The following is a 16,736-nucleotide window of genomic DNA, read 5'->3' on the forward strand; positions in this document are numbered from 1 at the left end:
AGTGACTGTTTTATTAACAATTTGTATCATTGCCTGTTTCGTTGTTTCATTTCTCGCCTTTATTTATCCAATTATCCCTGGCATACTAGCTGTCTGGGCTGGATATTTGATTTACCATTTCGGTATAAATGGAGGCGAATTAACAACTTCTTTTTGGATTATTCAAGTCATTTTCACTCTTTTCATTTTCGTTGCTGATTTTATTGCAAATGGATATTTCTTAAAAAAATACGGTAGTTCTAAATGGGGTGAACGTGTCGGAATGATTTCTATCATTGTCGGCTCGTTCTTCTTCCCACCATTCGGACTTATTATCATACCGTTCTTATCAGTATTTATAACAGAACTAGTACATAAAAAATCGCCAAAAGATGCTTTTCTAGTTGGAGTCGCTACTGTAGTTGGTTTTTTAAGCAGTACAGTAGCGAAAGCAATTCTCCAAATCATTATGATTATCATCTTCTTGTGTTATATCATCTTTTAACCATCCCGACTTCGGGATGGTTTTTTAATATGCAATACCTACTCGACTATTTTCATATATATTTTTCTTACATAGATCCCATGCAAAGTGTGCTGTATCACCCACTGTAATTTTTGATCCACCCTCTGGCAATATATCTTTTTCAGTTCGATATACCTCTGTCGCCTCACCATCTATTAAATGTGTCGGACAAACAACTGTCCAACATAAATTATTACTATTACTTAGTACCTTATATGCAGCCAAATGATCTTCCGCTGCCGTTGTCGTTTTCCTTTTTGATTCCGTTGATTGAAAACGATATAAATTTAGATCTGTTCTTGCTTGTAAAATACCAGCTGTTCCTATTGTTATGATCCTGCGAATCCCATCTTCTTCCATTTTCTTTATAATTTGTGACATACTCTTCGCTAATGTTCCATTTTGATCCGTTCCAAGTGCACTAATTACTATATCACTTCCTTCTATCGCTTTCTTTATATCATTTTCGTTCAATACATTCCCTTCTATCACTCTTAACCTTTCATGTTGTATTTCTATTCTATTTAAATCACGCGCTAATGCAGTCACTTCAGCTGAATCCTTTAATGCTAAATTAATTATGTTTGAACCTACTCGTCCTGTTGCTCCCAATATACATACTTTCATTTGTTTTCCCCCTCTTTCATTCTCTTTCTATTTTTCAATAATCTCAGTCAATTTACAACAAAAAAACTTCCTCATATATAAGAGGAAGCTTTATTATTACTTTATTTCTTTTCTTTAGAATCAGTAGACTTCTCGGTTCCGCTTGTTTCTTTATCCTTTTTGTCCTCTTGTTGTGTTGTTGTGTCGTCTTCTTTCTTCTTGTCCTCACCTTTACTACAACCTACCATTAATAAAGAACTTGCAAGTGCCATAGCAGTTAATGATTTAACCCATTTGTTCATTTGCGTTTCCTCCTTGTGATAGAATATGTACAACCTCATATTACTCTCTATTTTTAAAGGAGAGATTGAAAAACAGTAAATATACGGTAAATTTTCGTAAATTTTCCGATAACAAAACCGAATTTTAATTTATATATTTCATTTCCAATCGATACACAATAAAACTAGTTTTTTCTCTCAATGGACGTAAAAAAACTAAGGCGCATACCATTTCGCCTTAGTTTCTCATGCAAACTTTTCATTTTCATACAGATGTGTAATCTTATATTCCTTCTTCATAACATATTGCCACACACTATAAGCGTAACGGTTCATTTTCAGGAAACAATTTTCCAAAAATGAGCGAAACTCTGGGTTAGCAACTTCCACTGCAACTTGAGCAAACTTTAAAGCTAATCGTTTCAAATGCGCAATATAACTGGTTGCAATATGAATATCCCCTGTATATTTACTAACTGTTTCCTTTCCCATTTCATGCAAATCAAACTCCATTGTTTCACAGGTTATATGCTGCACATTCTCTCCTTCTTGAAAATTTACTTGTTCATTATATGCTTGTAACATATATGGTAAATGGTGCTGTAATAGATTTTTTAATTCTTCGTCTCTGACCTTTCCAGCATACTCTCCAACCTTGTATATTAGCATATAACTATATTTCATTAATTCTTTCATACAGTCCATTAAAGCGCCTCCCTTCTCTTTTGTCCATATACTATAAATATGATGCTAAAACATTCGCTATTCTCGCTAAAAACCAATCCCATCTACTAATTTTCTCAAAATCTTCTTCAGAAAATCGTTTTGATTTATGAAAGTCTACCTGTAATCGACTCCATACTTCATCAACAACTGTTTTATCATATATGATACAGTTAGACTCACAATTTAAATAAAAACTTCTATTATCAAAATTCGCTGTCCCAATATCAACAATTTCTCCATCAATAATTGTTACTTTCCCATGAAAAAATCCATTTCGATATTGATAAATCTCCGCTCCAGCATGTAACATATCTTTCAAATATGGATAGGCAGCTTGTTTTAACAATATGGCATCACTTTTAAATGGCACGAGAATTTTCACATTAACACCACGATTTAATGCAGCTTTTAACTCTTTCACCATTTCTTTACTTGGTACAAAATATGGTGTAGCGATAATTAAAGACTTTTTAGCCTTTTTTAAAAGTGCCCCATACTTTTCCCATAAGCCTTTTCCATTTGAAAATAAATATTGATATTTCACATTCCCTAATGTAGGTATACTTTCATGTATAGGCATTTTTTCTCCTGTATCTTCTTTCCAATCTTCGGCGAACTTTCTTTCCATATCCGCTGCACCCTCACCATGGATGCGCACGTGATAATCACGCCATGGCCCAAACTTTGGATTTTGTCCAAGGTACTCCTTTCCGATATTAAAACCACCGACGTATGATACCTTTCCATCTATCGTAACAATACGTCTATGATTCCGTTGATGCAAAGAATAGAACACATTTTTCAGTTTCGGTTTTTTACTAAATGTAAACTTCACACCGTTTTCCTTTAATCGGCTAATTACCTTTTTCTTCAGCTTATATCCACCTATCCGATCGACTGACAATTTCACTTCTACTCCGCTAGATGCTTTTTTCTCTAATAACTGTAAAAACTCTTGGCTTATTTCATCTTTTCCTACAATATAAAAATGGATATATATATACTTTTCTGCATCGTTTATATCCTCAAATAATTTTCTATATAACTCTTCACCGTTCGTATATAATTGAAATTCACCTAATCGAACTTGTCCTAATTCATATTCACTAGCCATTTCCTTCCCCATTTCCACATCGATGTTCATCCAAATGAATACACCTATTAAACAAAGGATTATAGCGAAAAAGTGCTTCATGGATAAATTCCTTTCTCCACTTACTGTTATTTCTATATCTTCCCTTTTTTATTACATTATCATTCAAGAAAATATGTCATTGCATGATATATGTCCATATCAAACAATAGCTCATTTGCATATTGTATGTTGTATCTTAAAATAAAAGGAGGAAATAACAATGGGCTTCGCACATGGTAATGGATTTGCGCTATTAGTCGTATTATTTATCCTCTTAATCATCGTCGGTGCTGCTTGCTTCTGCTAAGTAGCTACTGTCATATGATATGTGGATGAAAAAACTATAAAAGCGGACACCTATTTTTAGGTGTCCGCTTTTCATTTTAAAACCATTTCCGACTGCTATAGTAACTTAAATGGCTAAATATTCATCTCAAAAGGTTAACAATGTGGCTACTTTCTTACTCTCTGCCTTACGTATATGACGCTGTTCTGCACGTAACACAGCAATACGATGTAATTCTTTCTCTTCTTCTGTTTCAGGGATAACACGCGGTACTGGAACTGGATTATTTTCCTTACTAAGTGCAACAAAAGTAACGAATGACGTTGCCGCTATACGCTTCTCACCTGAAATTAAATCTTCAGCTACTACCTTCACAAACACTTCCATCGAAGTTCTTCCCGTCCAAATTACGAAAGATTCATAACTAACACAATCTGAAGAACGAACAGGATGTAAGAAATCGACCCAGTCCATAGATGCTGTGACACATTCCTTTCTCGAATGTCTGGATGCTGAAATAGAAGCAACCATATCCATCTCCGCTAATATCTTCCCACCAAATAGCGTGTTATGATCATTTAAATCTGTTGGGAATACTCGGCTCGTTTTGAACACCCTTGACTCATTGGCTGTTTTCCCCTTTACTTCTGTCATTGTTATCACCCCTTTAATGATTTATCCCTAATATTTCAATAATCACTATACTAAATGAACTACACGTTTAATATTAACAACATTCAGAACTTTTAGTCCACAAAAAAGAACCGATTTTATCAATCGGCTCCTCTAAATACATATTGTTCTTTCGGCTGTTCAACTTTATTCCATTTTGTTACTTCTAATACAGGAATATTCGCATGAAACGGCTGATAAAACTCAGTAGTTATCTCTCCTTCTACTTGAATCCAGTCATCATTATTCCACTCTACGCCTTCTGGCTTTTTCACTAACATACCATACACACCAGAATCTGCTACGCAATGTATAATACCGAAACGGAATAAGAAGTATTGTTCTTTTTTAGAAGAATCATCCCTAAAAACAAACCCTTTAAAAGATAATTTTTTCCCAGTAAACTCGCCAGGATAATTATAAATTGTTTCCATACCCTTTAGGAAGTCTTCATCTTTCAAATTAATATTGTCTTTCGTAACAAACTCTTTCTTCCCTTTTTCCATTACACCACGGTATCCTTCTTTCCCGTAATAAATGCTCGTATCAGGTCTTAGAAATTGTCTTGTCATAAATGGATCCTTACTTTCTGCTTGTGCAACAGGAAAGTGAAATCCTTTCGCTTTAACAATATCCGAATCTAACGTCGCAATTGGGAAAAATAACCCTGAGATAATTGGAAAACAAAACAAGGAGTACGAAAATGCTTTTTTCCACCATGTATTCTCATCTTTTGAATGATCATGCCCGCAATGGCTATGGTCACAACTGCAATCATTTTTCTCTTTTTCCTTTTGGTGCTCTTTTTGGAAAACGACGATAATTTGTATAATCGTTAAGAAACCTAAAATAATTGCTGCTGTTGTTGATAAATAGGCATACTTCATATTGATATACTTCGTAATGTTACCGGAAATATGAAGCTGCGCAATTAATATTGTAAAACCTAATAATATATATGCTCGAAACATAACCTACCACCCCATCGCATAAATGAGTAGTGAGCTTGCATAAACAACAAGAGTAACTGTAACTATAACAACAATTACAAATTTAGTTTTAAATGTCGCAAGCATCATAAACATATTTTTAATATCCACCATCGGTCCGTAAACGAGGAACGCGACAAGTGAAGCTGTTGAAAACGTACTTTGGAACGAAGAAGCGATAAATGCATCTGCCTCTGAACAAAGTGATAATATATAAGCAAGTCCCATCATAACAGCTGATGAAGAAAACGGACCTTGTCCAATAGCAAGAAGTGTTGAAGTTTGTACAAACGTTTGTACCGCTGCTGCAATTAACGCACCTAGTACTAAATATTTTCCCATTGAGAAGAATTCCTCAACAGCGTGTGTACATACATCCCACATTTTTTTACGCAGTGGACGCTTATTATTCACTTCTGGGAAGTGATCATCTCTTAATTGATGTTCTTTAAACATAAAGGATAATATAATTCCAACGATAATGGCTACGATAATCGCTACAATAGAACGATACCATACCATGTGCATACTACTCCCAAAGGCAACATAAGTAGCAAATAATACAACTGGATTAATAATAGGTCCAGTTAACATAAATGCAATCCCTGCGTATGGTGGAACGCCTTTTCCAATTAATCGTCTTACAATCGGAACAATTCCACATTCACAACCTGGAAACAACATACCTAAAAAAGTAGCTAATAAAACAGACAGAAATCGGTTCTTCGGCATCCATTTTGCCACCATATCTTCTGTCACGAACATTTGAATGAATCCTGAAATAAATACACCAATGAGCACGAAAGGAAGTGCTTCGATCAATATGGAGATAAAAATTGTATTCATTTGCAGGAATGCTTTCGGTAATTGAAACAATTCCATGATGTATTTCCTCCAACTTTTCATTAACAATATGTAATTTTAACCCCATTTCATTAATTGAACAAGGTTTATATGGCATACATACCCTTTATATACATTACATTGTACAAGTTATATTCTATTCAAAATTTGAGATTTCATAGCAAAAAAGCTGCTCTAGCGTAGTTATATAACTATGCTAGAGCAGCTTTCTTATCGTTAAAAGTAACGTTTCTTCCAAAAAACAAAAGCTAACGTGAAAGATAGTGTTACACATATGATGAGTACAATTACAAAACCGTGGGCTTCCCCTTCAAACGGAACCTTTACGTTCATTCCAAAGAAACTAGAAACCATCGTCGGTAAAGATAAAATGATCGTAATTGACGTTAACAGTTTCATAACACTATTTAAATTATTTGATATAACGGAGCTAAAAGTATTCATCATTCCACTTAAAATGTGACTATATATTTCCGCCATTTCAATAGCCTGTTTATTTTCAATTAATACATCTTCTAATAAATCTTGATCGTCTTCATACATTTTTAAAAATGTACTATTACGCATTAACTTTTGAATTACAATTTTATTAGCCTTTAATGACGTTGTAAAGTATACTAAACTTTTCTCAAGGCCTAACAATGTGAAAATCTCTTTATTTTTCATTGACTGATTTAATTGATGCTCTAAATCAATTGTTTTTCGATTTATTTGCTTTAAGTATCTTAAATAATAAGTAGAAATCGTATATAAGAGCTGAAGTGCAAAGCGCGTCTTCTTAAACGTATAAAATTCTTTAATACGTTGATTAATAAAACGTTCAAAAATTGGATTCTCTTCTAAGCAGATTGTAACAAAACAATCCGGCATCACAATCATACCTATTGGAATCGTGTCATAAATCGAATTTCCTTCTTCATCATGTCTAACTGTCGGAATATCCACGATAATTAAAGTATTATTGTCTTCCTTTTCAATACGAGAGCGTTCTTCATCATCCAAAGGGTCTTTAATGAAATCTAAGTCTACATTTAAAGTTTGTACTAGATATTGAATTTCTTCTTCTGTTGGATGAAGTACATTAATCCAGCACCCCTTTTGCATTTCCTCAATCTCTTGTAGTTTTCCGTTTCGGTCTGTTAAATATATATTTAACATACTATCACCCCGATTCTTTTTACATGTAGGAATCTACCTCTCTTAAATCACAGTTTTTAAACCGCCATTCTCAGCATATGAAACATACGTTTAAATTTCAATAGAAAAATTATTTTGAAAACGTTTTTATAAGAAAAATATTATAAAGTGAAACTTTAATCAGTGGCGGGCTTCATCCTCACTAATTATTAGCCCTTACAAATCGGGCTTTTACGGGTTATCCGCCCCCAACCAAACTTCTTTTCTTTCGCTGAATTGTGCGGTGAGGGTCTCACTGCCCGTTAAAGCGGGATAAACATAGAAAAAGACAGAGTGCTCTCTGCCTTAAAAGCTTATGTTGCCTTTATAACATATTTAGAAAGCATCCACAAGTTAAACCCGACTGAAATCGTATAGCCCGCGTATGTTGAAATGATAAAACTTACATAATCGAAATACGGAAGCAATACAATATTTAAAACTATCTTCACAATAATTCCAATCACTAGTCCTAGCACCGTCTTCTGCTGTTGATTGATTCCTTGTAGCATAGCAGCCGTTACTGTAAAAAGAGAAAATAGTATGCAAGCAGGAGCATAATACTGTAAAATGATTCTCCCCATCTCTGGATCATTTCCAGCACCGAATAAAAGAGTATATACAGGTTTGGCTAACACCATCATTCCAATTGCCGCCGGTACCGTAATTGCTACTACTAATACATTTGTTCTCGTAAAATGTTTGTACAATAGCTTCGTATTTCCTGCTGTATAAGCTTTCGTCATCTCTGGTACGAGAGACATACTAAAAGCTGTCGCAACGGATACCGGGATAAGTACAACCATTTGAACAAGACCAATTATCGCATTAATTTTTTCCGCTTCTCCTTGCATATACCCTATTTGTATAAGTAGTTTATTAATTGTAAATGTATCAATCGTCTGATACAACGGAATTGCTAAGCCCACCACAACAAAAGGAATAGAATATGTAAAGAGCTCCTTATACAATGAGAAAAAAGATTTCGTTGTTTGTGGTATACTTTCCATCTCTTTTTTCTTTAAGTGCCTTCTCCTTCTTATATAATACGCACTTAAAACAGTTAATCCACCTACAGCTCCCATAAATGCACCGAACGTTGAAATACCAACCGCTAGCGAAACAGAAGCTTTTAAAACATATAAAACGACAAAGCTTCCTATTAAAATGGTTAAAACCCGAAAAAATTGCTCTACAACTACACTTAATGCAGAAGGCCCCATCGATTGGAATCCTTGAAAGAAGCCCCTTAATAAACTCATTACTGGCACAAGTATTAACGCAAAACTTACAATTCGAATATTAGTAGTAACCGCTCCTACACTATTCCCCGTTTGATCATTCCCATCGATGACAAGTTTAGCTAAATGCGGAGCTAGCATATATAACGTAAAACACGAAATGACTCCCATTATAAACATAAACACGATTCCACTTTTCAACACTCTCTTAACCGTATGATAATCATTCAGTTGATCATATTTTGATACCATCTTTGAAACAGCTAGCGGTAATCCCATTGTTGCTATACTGAGCATGATGGTATAAGGACGATATGCATATGTGTATAGAACGTAACCACTCGTACCGACCATCGCTGTAAATGGTATAACATATATAAACCCTAACATTTTTGATATCATCGTTGCCATCGTTAAAAATATCGTTCCACGTATAAACGGTGACCCTTTCATCACATTCCTCCGCTACGCTTTATTATTACACATTATGGACAACTCCTTTTCTTTAGAACCGAAACAAACAAAAAAAGCCAATGAAAAATCATTGACTTTAACGCGCTGCTTTTTTCTTTTTGAAATATTTCAAACCAAAGTATAGAGCAATAAAAAGAACAGCTCCTATAATTATGTAATGTGTGTAATCAGATGCATACTCTTTAATTTGTCGCCAATTCCCACCAAGTTTTTCACCTAAGTATATAAATAGAATTGACCATGGAATGATCGCTACAACCGTATAAAGTGTAAATAGTCTTAATGGCATCTTAGCTAGTCCTGCTGGAATAGAGATCGCATGACGTACTACTGGGATAAAGCGCGCAGAAAATATTACGCCTGCTCCATAACGCTTAAACCAACCTTCCGCTATGTCTAAATGATGTTTATTAATAAGTAGATATTTCCCATATTTCTCTACAACCGGACGCCCTCCGTAGTATCCAAGCCAGTATAAAAAGATTTGCGCTAAAGTACCACCAATCGTTCCGGCGATAACTGCACCCACAAAACTAATTTTACCATTCGCTACTAAAAAGCCAGCATACGAAAGTACAATTTCACTCGGGATTACTTCAATCATTAAAGCAAGAGCTACTCCAAAGTAACCTAAGCTTGCAAAAAATTGCAATAACTGATCTATTATGTTTGCTAACATGTTCTTTTTTATCTCCTTTTTTCTTCACATACCATCCCATTATTACATAAAGGCTGCAATCTGCCAATATCTTCATTTTAATAATATGTACAATTCAAGCAGGATTAATCTATTAATTTCTCTTTCTGCGGGTCTTTCATGTAGGCAAACATCTCTTTAATTTGGTCTTCTGTATTTCTAGCAATTGATAAATTAGGCAATTCATTTTCACAAAAAAACTCCACCTCTTCTGTTTCAATACTAGTTTTCTTTTCTCCACCAATAATCTCGCATCCAATGAAAATCTTATATACATGCGTCGCCGATGGAGATGGTTGATGTTTTTCTTTATCAAATATAGCTAGTAACTTAAAATGATCTACCTCATAACCAGTCTCTTCGAAAACTTCTTTTGCTGCAACTTCGGTTGGCGTGTAACCGACATCAGCCCATCCACCTGGCAATGCCCATTTCCCATCGCTTTTTTCTTTCACAAATAATAACTTTTCATTTTGAAAAACAACCGCTCTTATATCAACTTTAGGTGTTTGATAGCCTGTCTCACTTGCAAATAATTTCTCTACGACTTCCCAATCTGTTTTCGTGTAATGTGACATCATTGAAATAGAAATATCTCGTAATTGCTGGAAACGCTCAATATCATACACATCCTTAGAATACGTTAAACCCGCTTGAGCTATAGATTGTATTTGTTTTACCCAATCAATCCATTTAATCGTCATATATCCGCATCCCCATTCTCTATCAAATATATTACTTCATTTTTATTGATACATCTTTATTATACAAAAAAAAAGAGATTGATAACGTTTCAATCTCTTTCAAAATTAATCTAATTCATGTAAGTGGTCTTGTATATACTTTCTTCTTTTATTTATATATTCATAAATCATATCAGCCTCTTGATCAAATGTTTCTAATTTTTCTTTCATGTATGGATCTTGTAGTAAATATGGGCGAATCAATTCACACAACCCTTCTACTTTCGGCCTCATAAACGAAACTGTGAATTGATTTTCTAATATTTCTTCCAAAATACTTCGATACTGCTTTCTAAATACAGGTATGTCTAGCAATCTTGCACTTAACGTATTATACCCTTGAATGCGAATATATTCATGATTAAGTGGTCTCCCTTGTACATCTCGCCCCCAAGTCGCATCATAATCCCACGGTATAACTTCAAATAAATTTGTTTCATCGTTATGATATAGTGCATAGTTATGAACGAAACCATCAAAGTTTTGCGTAAAAATAACTCCTGCTAACCATCGTAAATATTTATCTACATGTAGAAACTTCCCAATTTCTTTTTCATAGGCTTCCCTCGTCAAAGTATTCGCTTGAAATACAAATTCACTCAGTTGTTCTTCACTATTTTTATTCGAATATTTAAATTCATAACCCGCAAAGAGCTCTGTCTTAACATCTTTATCCCGTTCACTCATCAATGAAAAATTCGCATCATCATCTATCGCATAATAAATAGAACCACTCGGTAATCCTCTATTTTTCAAAAAATTTTCATCAACCGATTCTAACTGTAAATACACACCTTGAATTTGACCATTAATTTTTATAAATACATGTTGTGATTTTGGCGAAAGTACACCAATATCATGAAAAAAATCTAAAGATAATTTATTTCGTATGAGAGACGGATCCATAAACTCCGAATTCAAATGAAACTCTTTCGCACCTTGAAATTTTTTAGGCTTATAAAACATAACATGATAAGACTTTTTCTCAAATTCGCGAATATGAGCTCCTCGGTATACGATATCAATATCATACTTCTTTTTTCCATAAGTTAATTTTGCTGGCACTGGACTATCTGACCAAATGTCCTTTTTCAATTCCACTAAGTACATTGGATGAACAAAAAAATCATATGAAGGCAGCATGTTTTCTCATCCCTTCTCAGTTCTCTTCATTCAATGTATGCGCCTTGTCTTGTCCATACATCCGCAATCATCTATTTATATAAAATTACACTCTTGTCCTGTTCAGAAAGATGCCTACATACATATCATGTTAAGGAAAAAGAATACCTTTTCACTTTAATACATGATAAGGAGGATTTCTATGAAACGTGATATTAGAAAAGCTGTTGAAGAAATCAAAAGTGCTGGGATGGAGGATTTCTTACACCAAGATCCAAGTACTTTTGAATGCGATGATGATTGCTCTTCAAAAGTTGAATGTAGCGATGATTGTAATTGCCCAAGAACAAGATGTACTCGTGTGAAACATTGTACTTTCGTTACAAAATGTACTCATGTAAAAAAATGGACATTTGTTACGAAATGTACTCGCGTACGCGTTCAAAAATGGACGTTCGTTACGAAAGTAACGCGTAGAAAAGAATGCGTTTTAGTTACAAAACGTACGCGTAGAAAACATTGTACATTCGTTACAAAATGTGTACGCTTTGAAAAGAAATTTTACTGGACTAAACGATGTTACTGTAAAAAATGCGAGTTCTTCCCTCACGGACACGGTGGCTCTTGCGATGATTCATGTGATCATGGTAAAGACTGTCACGATAGCGGACACAAATGGAATGATTGCAAAGGCGGACATAAATTCCCATCTTGCAAAAATAAGAAATTTGATCACTTCTGGTATAAAAAACGTAACTGCTAGTTTTTATACCACCCAAAAAAGGCCGTTTTGCGGCCTTTTTTACATTTATTGAAAGTGACTTATATCTGCAAATTGTTTCACTTTACCAATACCCTCTTCAAATTCTATTATGCTCAAACTGGCACTATGCATAAATGGATCATCCCACACATTTTCTATTTCAATTCCCGCGAAATGCCCTACAAGTAATTTTGCTGCTGCCGCATGAGAAACAATCAATATGTTTTGTCCTTTATGCTTCTCTAAAAGAAGCTGCATCCCTTCAATTACTCTTTCATAAACGGCCTCAAAATTTTCGCCTGATGTTGACTGAAAAAGATGTGGCTCATTCCAAAACAGATGTACTTCTTCTGGAAATTGCTTTTCTATATCCGCGATTGTTTGTCCTTCCCATATACCCATGTTGATTTCATAGAAATGCTCATCCGCTATAATCGGTATATCACGTTCCCCCTTTATTAACTCTGCCGTATGAAGTGTTCTTTCGCTCGGACTACTATAGATCGCATGGATTGGTAAATCTTTCATTCGATTCCCTAATTGTTTCGCCTGAACTATACCATTTTCAGTTAAAGCAGAATTTTTCCGTCCCTGCATTCGCTTCGCTACATTCCACTCTGTTTCACCATGCCTTGTTACATATATAGTTGTTTTCATTTCTTACTCCCCCTCACCATGTTGGTCGTAATTCCCACGGTTCAACTCTCCCTACAATCCACTCCGCTCGTTTACTTTCAATCCCTTTTATAACTCCATCAGCTATCTCTTCATGAATAAGCCATCTTCCATATGTATCTTCTAAAATAAAACCTAAAATAATTCTATGATAAATACATCGCGTACTCCCTATTTTTTGTGCAGGCATACGTGATGCTTTACTACCTAAAATATGAAATAAACTATATGTTTTAGACGACAAATCTAGTTCTTTACAAATATTTGATAGTACATGCTTTGCACTTGTGTGTACCCATGCAACAACTAATGTGATTGGGCCATTTTTCTTAATTGTACTTTTAATAGCTAGCTTTACATCTTCATCATTATGATAATCTAACGAAAGGCCTGTAATATTTTCTGGTGCAGAACTCATTCGCTTAACATTTTCTAATTTCACTTCATCTCGCCCGATAATAGAAACATAAAATCCTTTCTCACAAAGCCACATAGAAACTTTCTTTAGCATTCCTGTTCCACCAATTACAAGTGCATACAAATGTTATCCCTCCCTAATAAAATGTCATATGAGGTTTCTCATCTCTATAATAATTTAAACGGTCTTGCAGTGTCCCTGAGTGAAACTCAAATTTATGACCGTCAGGATCAACAAAGTATATAGATTCGCAATCTCTTACATCACGTTCTCTTCCTTGTAAAATATGAACATCATTTTCTTCTAATCGCTGTATTAGACATTTAAAGTCTTCTTGTTCAACAGAAAATGCAATGTGCGTATAAGATTGATGAATCTCATTTCTCGGAATATGCGTCTCTTCATTAAGCGCTATCCATACTCCACATATGTTAAAATAAGCCGATTTTCTTCCTTTAACTAATAATTCTCCTTCTAATACTTTTTCATAAAACATAATAGAGTTTTCTAAATTAGATACCGAAAAACAAATATGATTGATTCCCCTTAACAACTATAATTCCTCCTTATACAAATAAAAGATGAGCGAAAATTCACTCACCTTTCATTATACTATTTTTTTGTAATATATGCCCATTTATAACTGAAGTCCCCGCCAAACGTATGGTTAGCAATGCCTTTTACAAACGGCTTCTCTAAATAAGCTGTACTTTGTTGGTACGTAGGAGAAATTGCTGCGTCTTGACCAATTAAGATTTTTTCAGCTTCCGCAAGTGCATTCCAGCGTGCTTTATCATCTTTTAATAGCTCTCCTTTTGATTTCGCTACTAAATCATCATACTTCGGATTAGAATAATCCATTTCATTAAATGAGCTTCCAGTAACAAACATATCAATATAAGTCATTGGATCTGGATAATCAGGGCTCCATGCAGATAATGAGAATTCGTATTGGAATTTCTTTTCTAAATCTAGCTTCTGCTTGTATGGTTGCTGTTTCAAATTTACTTTAATACCAGGCAAGTTTTTCTCTAGTTCTTCCTTAATAAAGTCGCCTACTTTTTTACGGCTACCGTTATCATCGTTTAGTAATTCAACGGTAATTGTATCTTGACCAAGCTCTTTCTTCGCTTCTTCCCATAATTTTTTTGCTTTCTCTGCATTATCTTTACTATCACGGAAGTTTTTATTTACAGAGCGGAAATCTTTTCCATCCGGACCTGTCGTGAATTTTTCAGGTACTAAGAAATATGCTGGCAATGAACCGTCATTTAAAATGACATCAGCAATTCCTTTTTTATCGTATGCTAAATCAATCGCTTCACGTACTTTTTGGTTTTTAAATGTTGCATTTTTTTGGTTAAAACGCAAGAAATATATGCGTGGATCTAACTTCGTTTTAAATTCATCTGGCTTATTCTTTTTATATTTATCAACAAATTCAGAAGTTAAAATAACTCGATCTGCTTGATCACTATCATATAAATTTACTCCCGTGCTTGTTTCCTTCACAATACTTACATTAATTTCGTCTAATTTTACAGTATCTTTATCCCAATAATTAGGATTTTTCTTCAACTGATAATTTTGTTCATGTTTCCATTGACTCATTGTAAATGGTCCATTATATAATAATTTATCTGCTTCTAATCCGTATTTATCTCCTTGCTCTTTCACATATTTTTCATTTAATGGGAAAAATGTAGGGAACGACGTAAGCTCAAGAAAATAAGGTGCTGGTTGCTCTAATTCTACTACCAACGTTTTATCATCCTTCGCTTTAACACCCAATTGATCTGCTGGTAATTCACCTTTATTTACTTTCTGTGCATTTTTCACATCAAATAAAATGAATGCATATTCTGCCGCTAATGCTTTATCTAATGTACGTTGCCATGCATATACAAAATCTTGTGCTCGAACTGGATCACCATTTGACCATTTCGCATCACGTAATTCAAATGTATATGTCTTTTTATCTTCACTAATCTTCACATCTTTTGCCATACCTGGTGTTGGTTTATTATCTTTATCTAGACGATATAAACCTTCCATTGCATTTACAAATACACGGAAAGATACAGAATCTGTTGATTTAGATGTATCCATTGAAGGAATTTCAGCTGTTTCTAGCAAATTTAAAACTTGTTTATCGGCCATTCCCTTATTCGATTCTTTCTTCGTTGTCGAAGCCTTCTCACCATTCCCACATCCTGCAACCAATACACTCGTCGTTAACGCAAGTGCAGCAATTGTTGTTGTCTTTCTCTTCATTCTTCCTTCCCCCAATCTATATGTATAAGTTAAATCCTATATAATATATTTCATTATACAAAAGATTCTGATTATTTTAAATATTTATTTTAACAAACATAGAAAAAAGCGATCGGAAATTTCTTTCCAACCGCTTTCTTGAATAGCATTTACTTGTAATCCATCCTCTATATCAAATGGATTTTGAACTTTAAATATTTCTTCCATCAGCTTCAAAAACTCTTCTTCAGTTTTAGATTCACCATTAATCATAAGTGAGTATGGTTCCACTTCACCTAATTTATAATCGACAACAAATTGAATCTTCACCTTTTGTCTTGGCATTCCGGTGTTATATCCTTGGAATTCTACTAATTCTAACCCTTCCGTTCCACGATAATATATCCAACCTGAATTTTGAAAATAATTTTCGAAAGATTCACCTATTGAAAAGAAAGGATATTCATAAAGCGAGCTTGTACGAACCTTTTGAATAACGTCTCGATCAGTCGGAAAAAAGAAATGGCTAAAAAATATGCTAGCAACTGCTAAAATAGTAACAATTGTCGCTCCCATTTTGCTCGTTCCGCCGCTATCATTGATTAGATAGTTTTCAACTGATTTATCTTTTATTTCTCTTGCTTTTATTCGGTATATACGTCTTTCCGCAAATTGATAGTATAATCCATTTGCAAAAATCCCCATTCCAAACAGAATAAAAATGAGTAATAAAAACGTAAGAGGCACCATATTAATGATTGGCAACGCTACATTAAATCCCATATAATACGAAAATGCATCACACGCTACTAATAACAACATAAATAAAGCAGCTGGTACATAATACTTACGATATCCTAGCCAGCCTATATTGAAGACAGCAGCCCAACCATTCCAGCTCCACCTAGCAATCCGCTTATTCTCAAGATTCCATTTCCTTTTGTAATACGGATATTGTCTCCCTACATATACTTCCAGTTCTTTATCTATTAACGAGCTACCTTCCTCTTGTTCATTATCCAAGTTTCGCTGACAACTTGCACAATTTAACTGTTCCTCCTCGCAAGGTTGCCCACAATTTATACATTTCAAAACAATCCCTCTTCCCAT

Annotated in this window: 20 protein-coding genes; 3 read left to right on the plus strand and 17 right to left on the minus strand. The window is 34.4% G+C overall.

What is annotated here, in order from left to right; genetic code table 11:
• Window position 1 precedes the first annotated feature (1 nt).
• A complete protein-coding gene (locus IQ781_RS05490; protein ID WP_000217339.1) occupies window positions 2-484 on the plus strand; it encodes a DUF456 domain-containing protein in 483 nt (160 codons plus the stop codon).
• Window positions 485-508: 24 nt separating this feature from the next.
• On the opposite strand, the gene IQ781_RS05495 is transcribed toward IQ781_RS05490, so the two are convergent.
• The 4 genes from IQ781_RS05495 to cls form a co-directional block, all read right to left on the minus strand.
• Entirely contained in the window at window positions 509-1,132 is a 624-nt protein-coding gene (locus IQ781_RS05495) for an NAD(P)-dependent oxidoreductase (RefSeq protein WP_033695499.1), read from the minus strand.
• Window positions 1,133-1,233: 101 nt separating this feature from the next.
• Entirely contained in the window at window positions 1,234-1,413 is a 180-nt protein-coding gene (locus IQ781_RS05500; RefSeq protein ID WP_001045960.1) for a hypothetical protein, read from the minus strand.
• 225 nt (window positions 1,414-1,638) lie between these two features.
• Window positions 1,639-2,097 (minus strand): spore coat protein, encoded by a 459-nt coding sequence (locus tag IQ781_RS05505; RefSeq protein ID WP_000340527.1) that lies wholly within the window; start codon window positions 2,095-2,097, stop codon window positions 1,639-1,641.
• Window positions 2,098-2,128: 31 nt separating this feature from the next.
• Window positions 2,129-3,313, minus strand: a complete 1,185-nt coding sequence (gene cls / locus IQ781_RS05510) for a cardiolipin synthase (RefSeq protein ID WP_002023919.1) — start codon at window positions 3,311-3,313, stop codon at window positions 2,129-2,131.
• A 160-nt stretch (window positions 3,314-3,473) separates the two neighbouring features.
• On the opposite strand from cls, the gene IQ781_RS05515 reads away from it, so the two are divergent.
• Window positions 3,474-3,560, plus strand: a complete 87-nt coding sequence (locus IQ781_RS05515; protein ID WP_000505094.1) for a YjcZ family sporulation protein — start codon at window positions 3,474-3,476, stop codon at window positions 3,558-3,560.
• A gap of 126 nt (window positions 3,561-3,686) precedes the next feature.
• Here the strand turns inward: IQ781_RS05515 and IQ781_RS05520 are convergent, their stop codons facing one another.
• The 8 genes from IQ781_RS05520 to cotH all read right to left on the minus strand — a co-directional run bounded on the left by IQ781_RS05520 (window position 3,687) and on the right by cotH (window position 11,538).
• Window positions 3,687-4,193, minus strand: a complete 507-nt coding sequence (locus tag IQ781_RS05520) for an acyl-CoA thioesterase (protein WP_000141164.1) — start codon at window positions 4,191-4,193, stop codon at window positions 3,687-3,689.
• 119 nt (window positions 4,194-4,312) lie between these two features.
• A complete protein-coding gene (locus IQ781_RS05525) occupies window positions 4,313-5,182 on the minus strand; it encodes a TIGR03943 family putative permease subunit (RefSeq protein WP_000488043.1) in 870 nt (289 codons plus the stop codon).
• A 3-nt stretch (window positions 5,183-5,185) separates the two neighbouring features.
• The gene (locus tag IQ781_RS05530) at window positions 5,186-6,082 is read right to left on the minus strand and encodes a permease (protein ID WP_000418716.1); all 897 of its coding nucleotides are present in this window, start codon (window positions 6,080-6,082) and stop codon (window positions 5,186-5,188) included.
• Window positions 6,083-6,280: 198 nt separating this feature from the next.
• Window positions 6,281-7,222: a magnesium transporter CorA family protein gene (locus tag IQ781_RS05535; RefSeq protein WP_000932389.1), complete on the minus strand. Its 942-nt coding sequence runs from the start codon at window positions 7,220-7,222 to the stop codon at window positions 6,281-6,283.
• 332 nt (window positions 7,223-7,554) lie between these two features.
• Window positions 7,555-8,934 (minus strand): putative polysaccharide biosynthesis protein, encoded by a 1,380-nt coding sequence (locus IQ781_RS05540; protein ID WP_000678845.1) that lies wholly within the window; start codon window positions 8,932-8,934, stop codon window positions 7,555-7,557.
• Between the two features lie 97 nt (window positions 8,935-9,031).
• Entirely contained in the window at window positions 9,032-9,634 is a 603-nt protein-coding gene (uptA, locus tag IQ781_RS05545; protein ID WP_139847192.1) for an undecaprenyl phosphate transporter UptA, read from the minus strand.
• 104 nt (window positions 9,635-9,738) lie between these two features.
• On the minus strand, window positions 9,739-10,356 hold the full coding sequence (locus tag IQ781_RS05550) for an NUDIX hydrolase N-terminal domain-containing protein (protein WP_069355460.1): 618 nt from the start codon (window positions 10,354-10,356) through the stop codon (window positions 9,739-9,741).
• Between the two features lie 105 nt (window positions 10,357-10,461).
• Window positions 10,462-11,538 (minus strand): spore coat protein CotH, encoded by a 1,077-nt coding sequence (gene cotH, locus IQ781_RS05555; protein WP_000938001.1) that lies wholly within the window; start codon window positions 11,536-11,538, stop codon window positions 10,462-10,464.
• A 181-nt stretch (window positions 11,539-11,719) separates the two neighbouring features.
• Here cotH and exsB point away from each other — a divergent pair, with 181 nt between their 5' ends.
• Entirely contained in the window at window positions 11,720-12,280 is a 561-nt protein-coding gene (exsB, locus tag IQ781_RS05560) for an exosporium protein ExsB (protein ID WP_000817482.1), read from the plus strand.
• 45 nt (window positions 12,281-12,325) lie between these two features.
• Here the strand turns inward: exsB and IQ781_RS05565 are convergent, their stop codons facing one another.
• From IQ781_RS05565 to IQ781_RS05585, 5 genes are all read right to left on the minus strand, one after another.
• Window positions 12,326-12,937: a phosphoserine phosphatase 1 gene (locus tag IQ781_RS05565; RefSeq protein ID WP_000858827.1), complete on the minus strand. Its 612-nt coding sequence runs from the start codon at window positions 12,935-12,937 to the stop codon at window positions 12,326-12,328.
• A 13-nt stretch (window positions 12,938-12,950) separates the two neighbouring features.
• A complete protein-coding gene (locus tag IQ781_RS05570; RefSeq protein WP_139847193.1) occupies window positions 12,951-13,496 on the minus strand; it encodes a short-chain dehydrogenase in 546 nt (181 codons plus the stop codon).
• A 13-nt stretch (window positions 13,497-13,509) separates the two neighbouring features.
• Window positions 13,510-13,926 carry a FosBx1 family fosfomycin resistance bacillithiol transferase gene (gene fosB / locus IQ781_RS05575; protein WP_139847194.1) on the minus strand — a complete coding sequence of 139 codons (417 nt, stop codon included), beginning with the start codon at window positions 13,924-13,926 and terminating at the stop codon, window positions 13,510-13,512.
• 59 nt (window positions 13,927-13,985) lie between these two features.
• Window positions 13,986-15,647, minus strand: coding sequence for a peptide ABC transporter substrate-binding protein (locus IQ781_RS05580; RefSeq protein WP_000824276.1), 1,662 nt, complete (start codon window positions 15,645-15,647; stop codon window positions 13,986-13,988).
• Between the two features lie 84 nt (window positions 15,648-15,731).
• Window positions 15,732-16,736 (minus strand): DUF2628 domain-containing protein, encoded by a 1,005-nt coding sequence (locus IQ781_RS05585; RefSeq protein WP_079004308.1) that lies wholly within the window; start codon window positions 16,734-16,736, stop codon window positions 15,732-15,734.

Origin of the sequence: Bacillus sp. N447-1 (assembly GCF_022701035.1) — a bacterium.
GTDB classification, from domain to species: Bacteria; Bacillota; Bacilli; order Bacillales; family Bacillaceae_G; genus Bacillus_A; species Bacillus_A cereus.

Excerpts from the sequence above, each read along its gene's own strand:
- IQ781_RS05495 (WP_033695499.1), bottom strand. The coding sequence starts at position 1,132 with ATGAAAGTATGTATATTGGGAGCAACAGGACGAGTAGGTTCAAACATA.
- IQ781_RS05500 (WP_001045960.1), bottom strand. The coding sequence starts at position 1,413 with ATGAACAAATGGGTTAAATCATTAACTGCTATGGCACTTGCAAGTTCT.
- IQ781_RS05505 (WP_000340527.1), bottom strand. The coding sequence starts at position 2,097 with ATGGACTGTATGAAAGAATTAATGAAATATAGTTATATGCTAATATAC.
- cls (WP_002023919.1), bottom strand. The coding sequence starts at position 3,313 with ATGAAGCACTTTTTCGCTATAATCCTTTGTTTAATAGGTGTATTCATT.
- IQ781_RS05515 (WP_000505094.1), top strand. The coding sequence starts at position 3,474 with ATGGGCTTCGCACATGGTAATGGATTTGCGCTATTAGTCGTATTATTT.
- IQ781_RS05520 (WP_000141164.1), bottom strand. The coding sequence starts at position 4,193 with ATGACAGAAGTAAAGGGGAAAACAGCCAATGAGTCAAGGGTGTTCAAA.
- IQ781_RS05525 (WP_000488043.1), bottom strand. The coding sequence starts at position 5,182 with ATGTTTCGAGCATATATATTATTAGGTTTTACAATATTAATTGCGCAG.
- IQ781_RS05530 (WP_000418716.1), bottom strand. The coding sequence starts at position 6,082 with ATGGAATTGTTTCAATTACCGAAAGCATTCCTGCAAATGAATACAATT.
- IQ781_RS05535 (WP_000932389.1), bottom strand. The coding sequence starts at position 7,222 with ATGTTAAATATATATTTAACAGACCGAAACGGAAAACTACAAGAGATT.
- IQ781_RS05540 (WP_000678845.1), bottom strand. The coding sequence starts at position 8,934 with ATGAAAGGGTCACCGTTTATACGTGGAACGATATTTTTAACGATGGCA.
- uptA (WP_139847192.1), bottom strand. The coding sequence starts at position 9,634 with ATGTTAGCAAACATAATAGATCAGTTATTGCAATTTTTTGCAAGCTTA.
- IQ781_RS05550 (WP_069355460.1), bottom strand. The coding sequence starts at position 10,356 with ATGACGATTAAATGGATTGATTGGGTAAAACAAATACAATCTATAGCT.
- cotH (WP_000938001.1), bottom strand. The coding sequence starts at position 11,538 with ATGCTGCCTTCATATGATTTTTTTGTTCATCCAATGTACTTAGTGGAA.
- exsB (WP_000817482.1), top strand. The coding sequence starts at position 11,720 with ATGAAACGTGATATTAGAAAAGCTGTTGAAGAAATCAAAAGTGCTGGG.
- IQ781_RS05565 (WP_000858827.1), bottom strand. The coding sequence starts at position 12,937 with ATGAAAACAACTATATATGTAACAAGGCATGGTGAAACAGAGTGGAAT.
- IQ781_RS05580 (WP_000824276.1), bottom strand. The coding sequence starts at position 15,647 with ATGAAGAGAAAGACAACAACAATTGCTGCACTTGCGTTAACGACGAGT.
- IQ781_RS05585 (WP_079004308.1), bottom strand. The coding sequence starts at position 16,736 with ATGGGAAGAGGGATTGTTTTGAAATGTATAAATTGTGGGCAACCTTGC.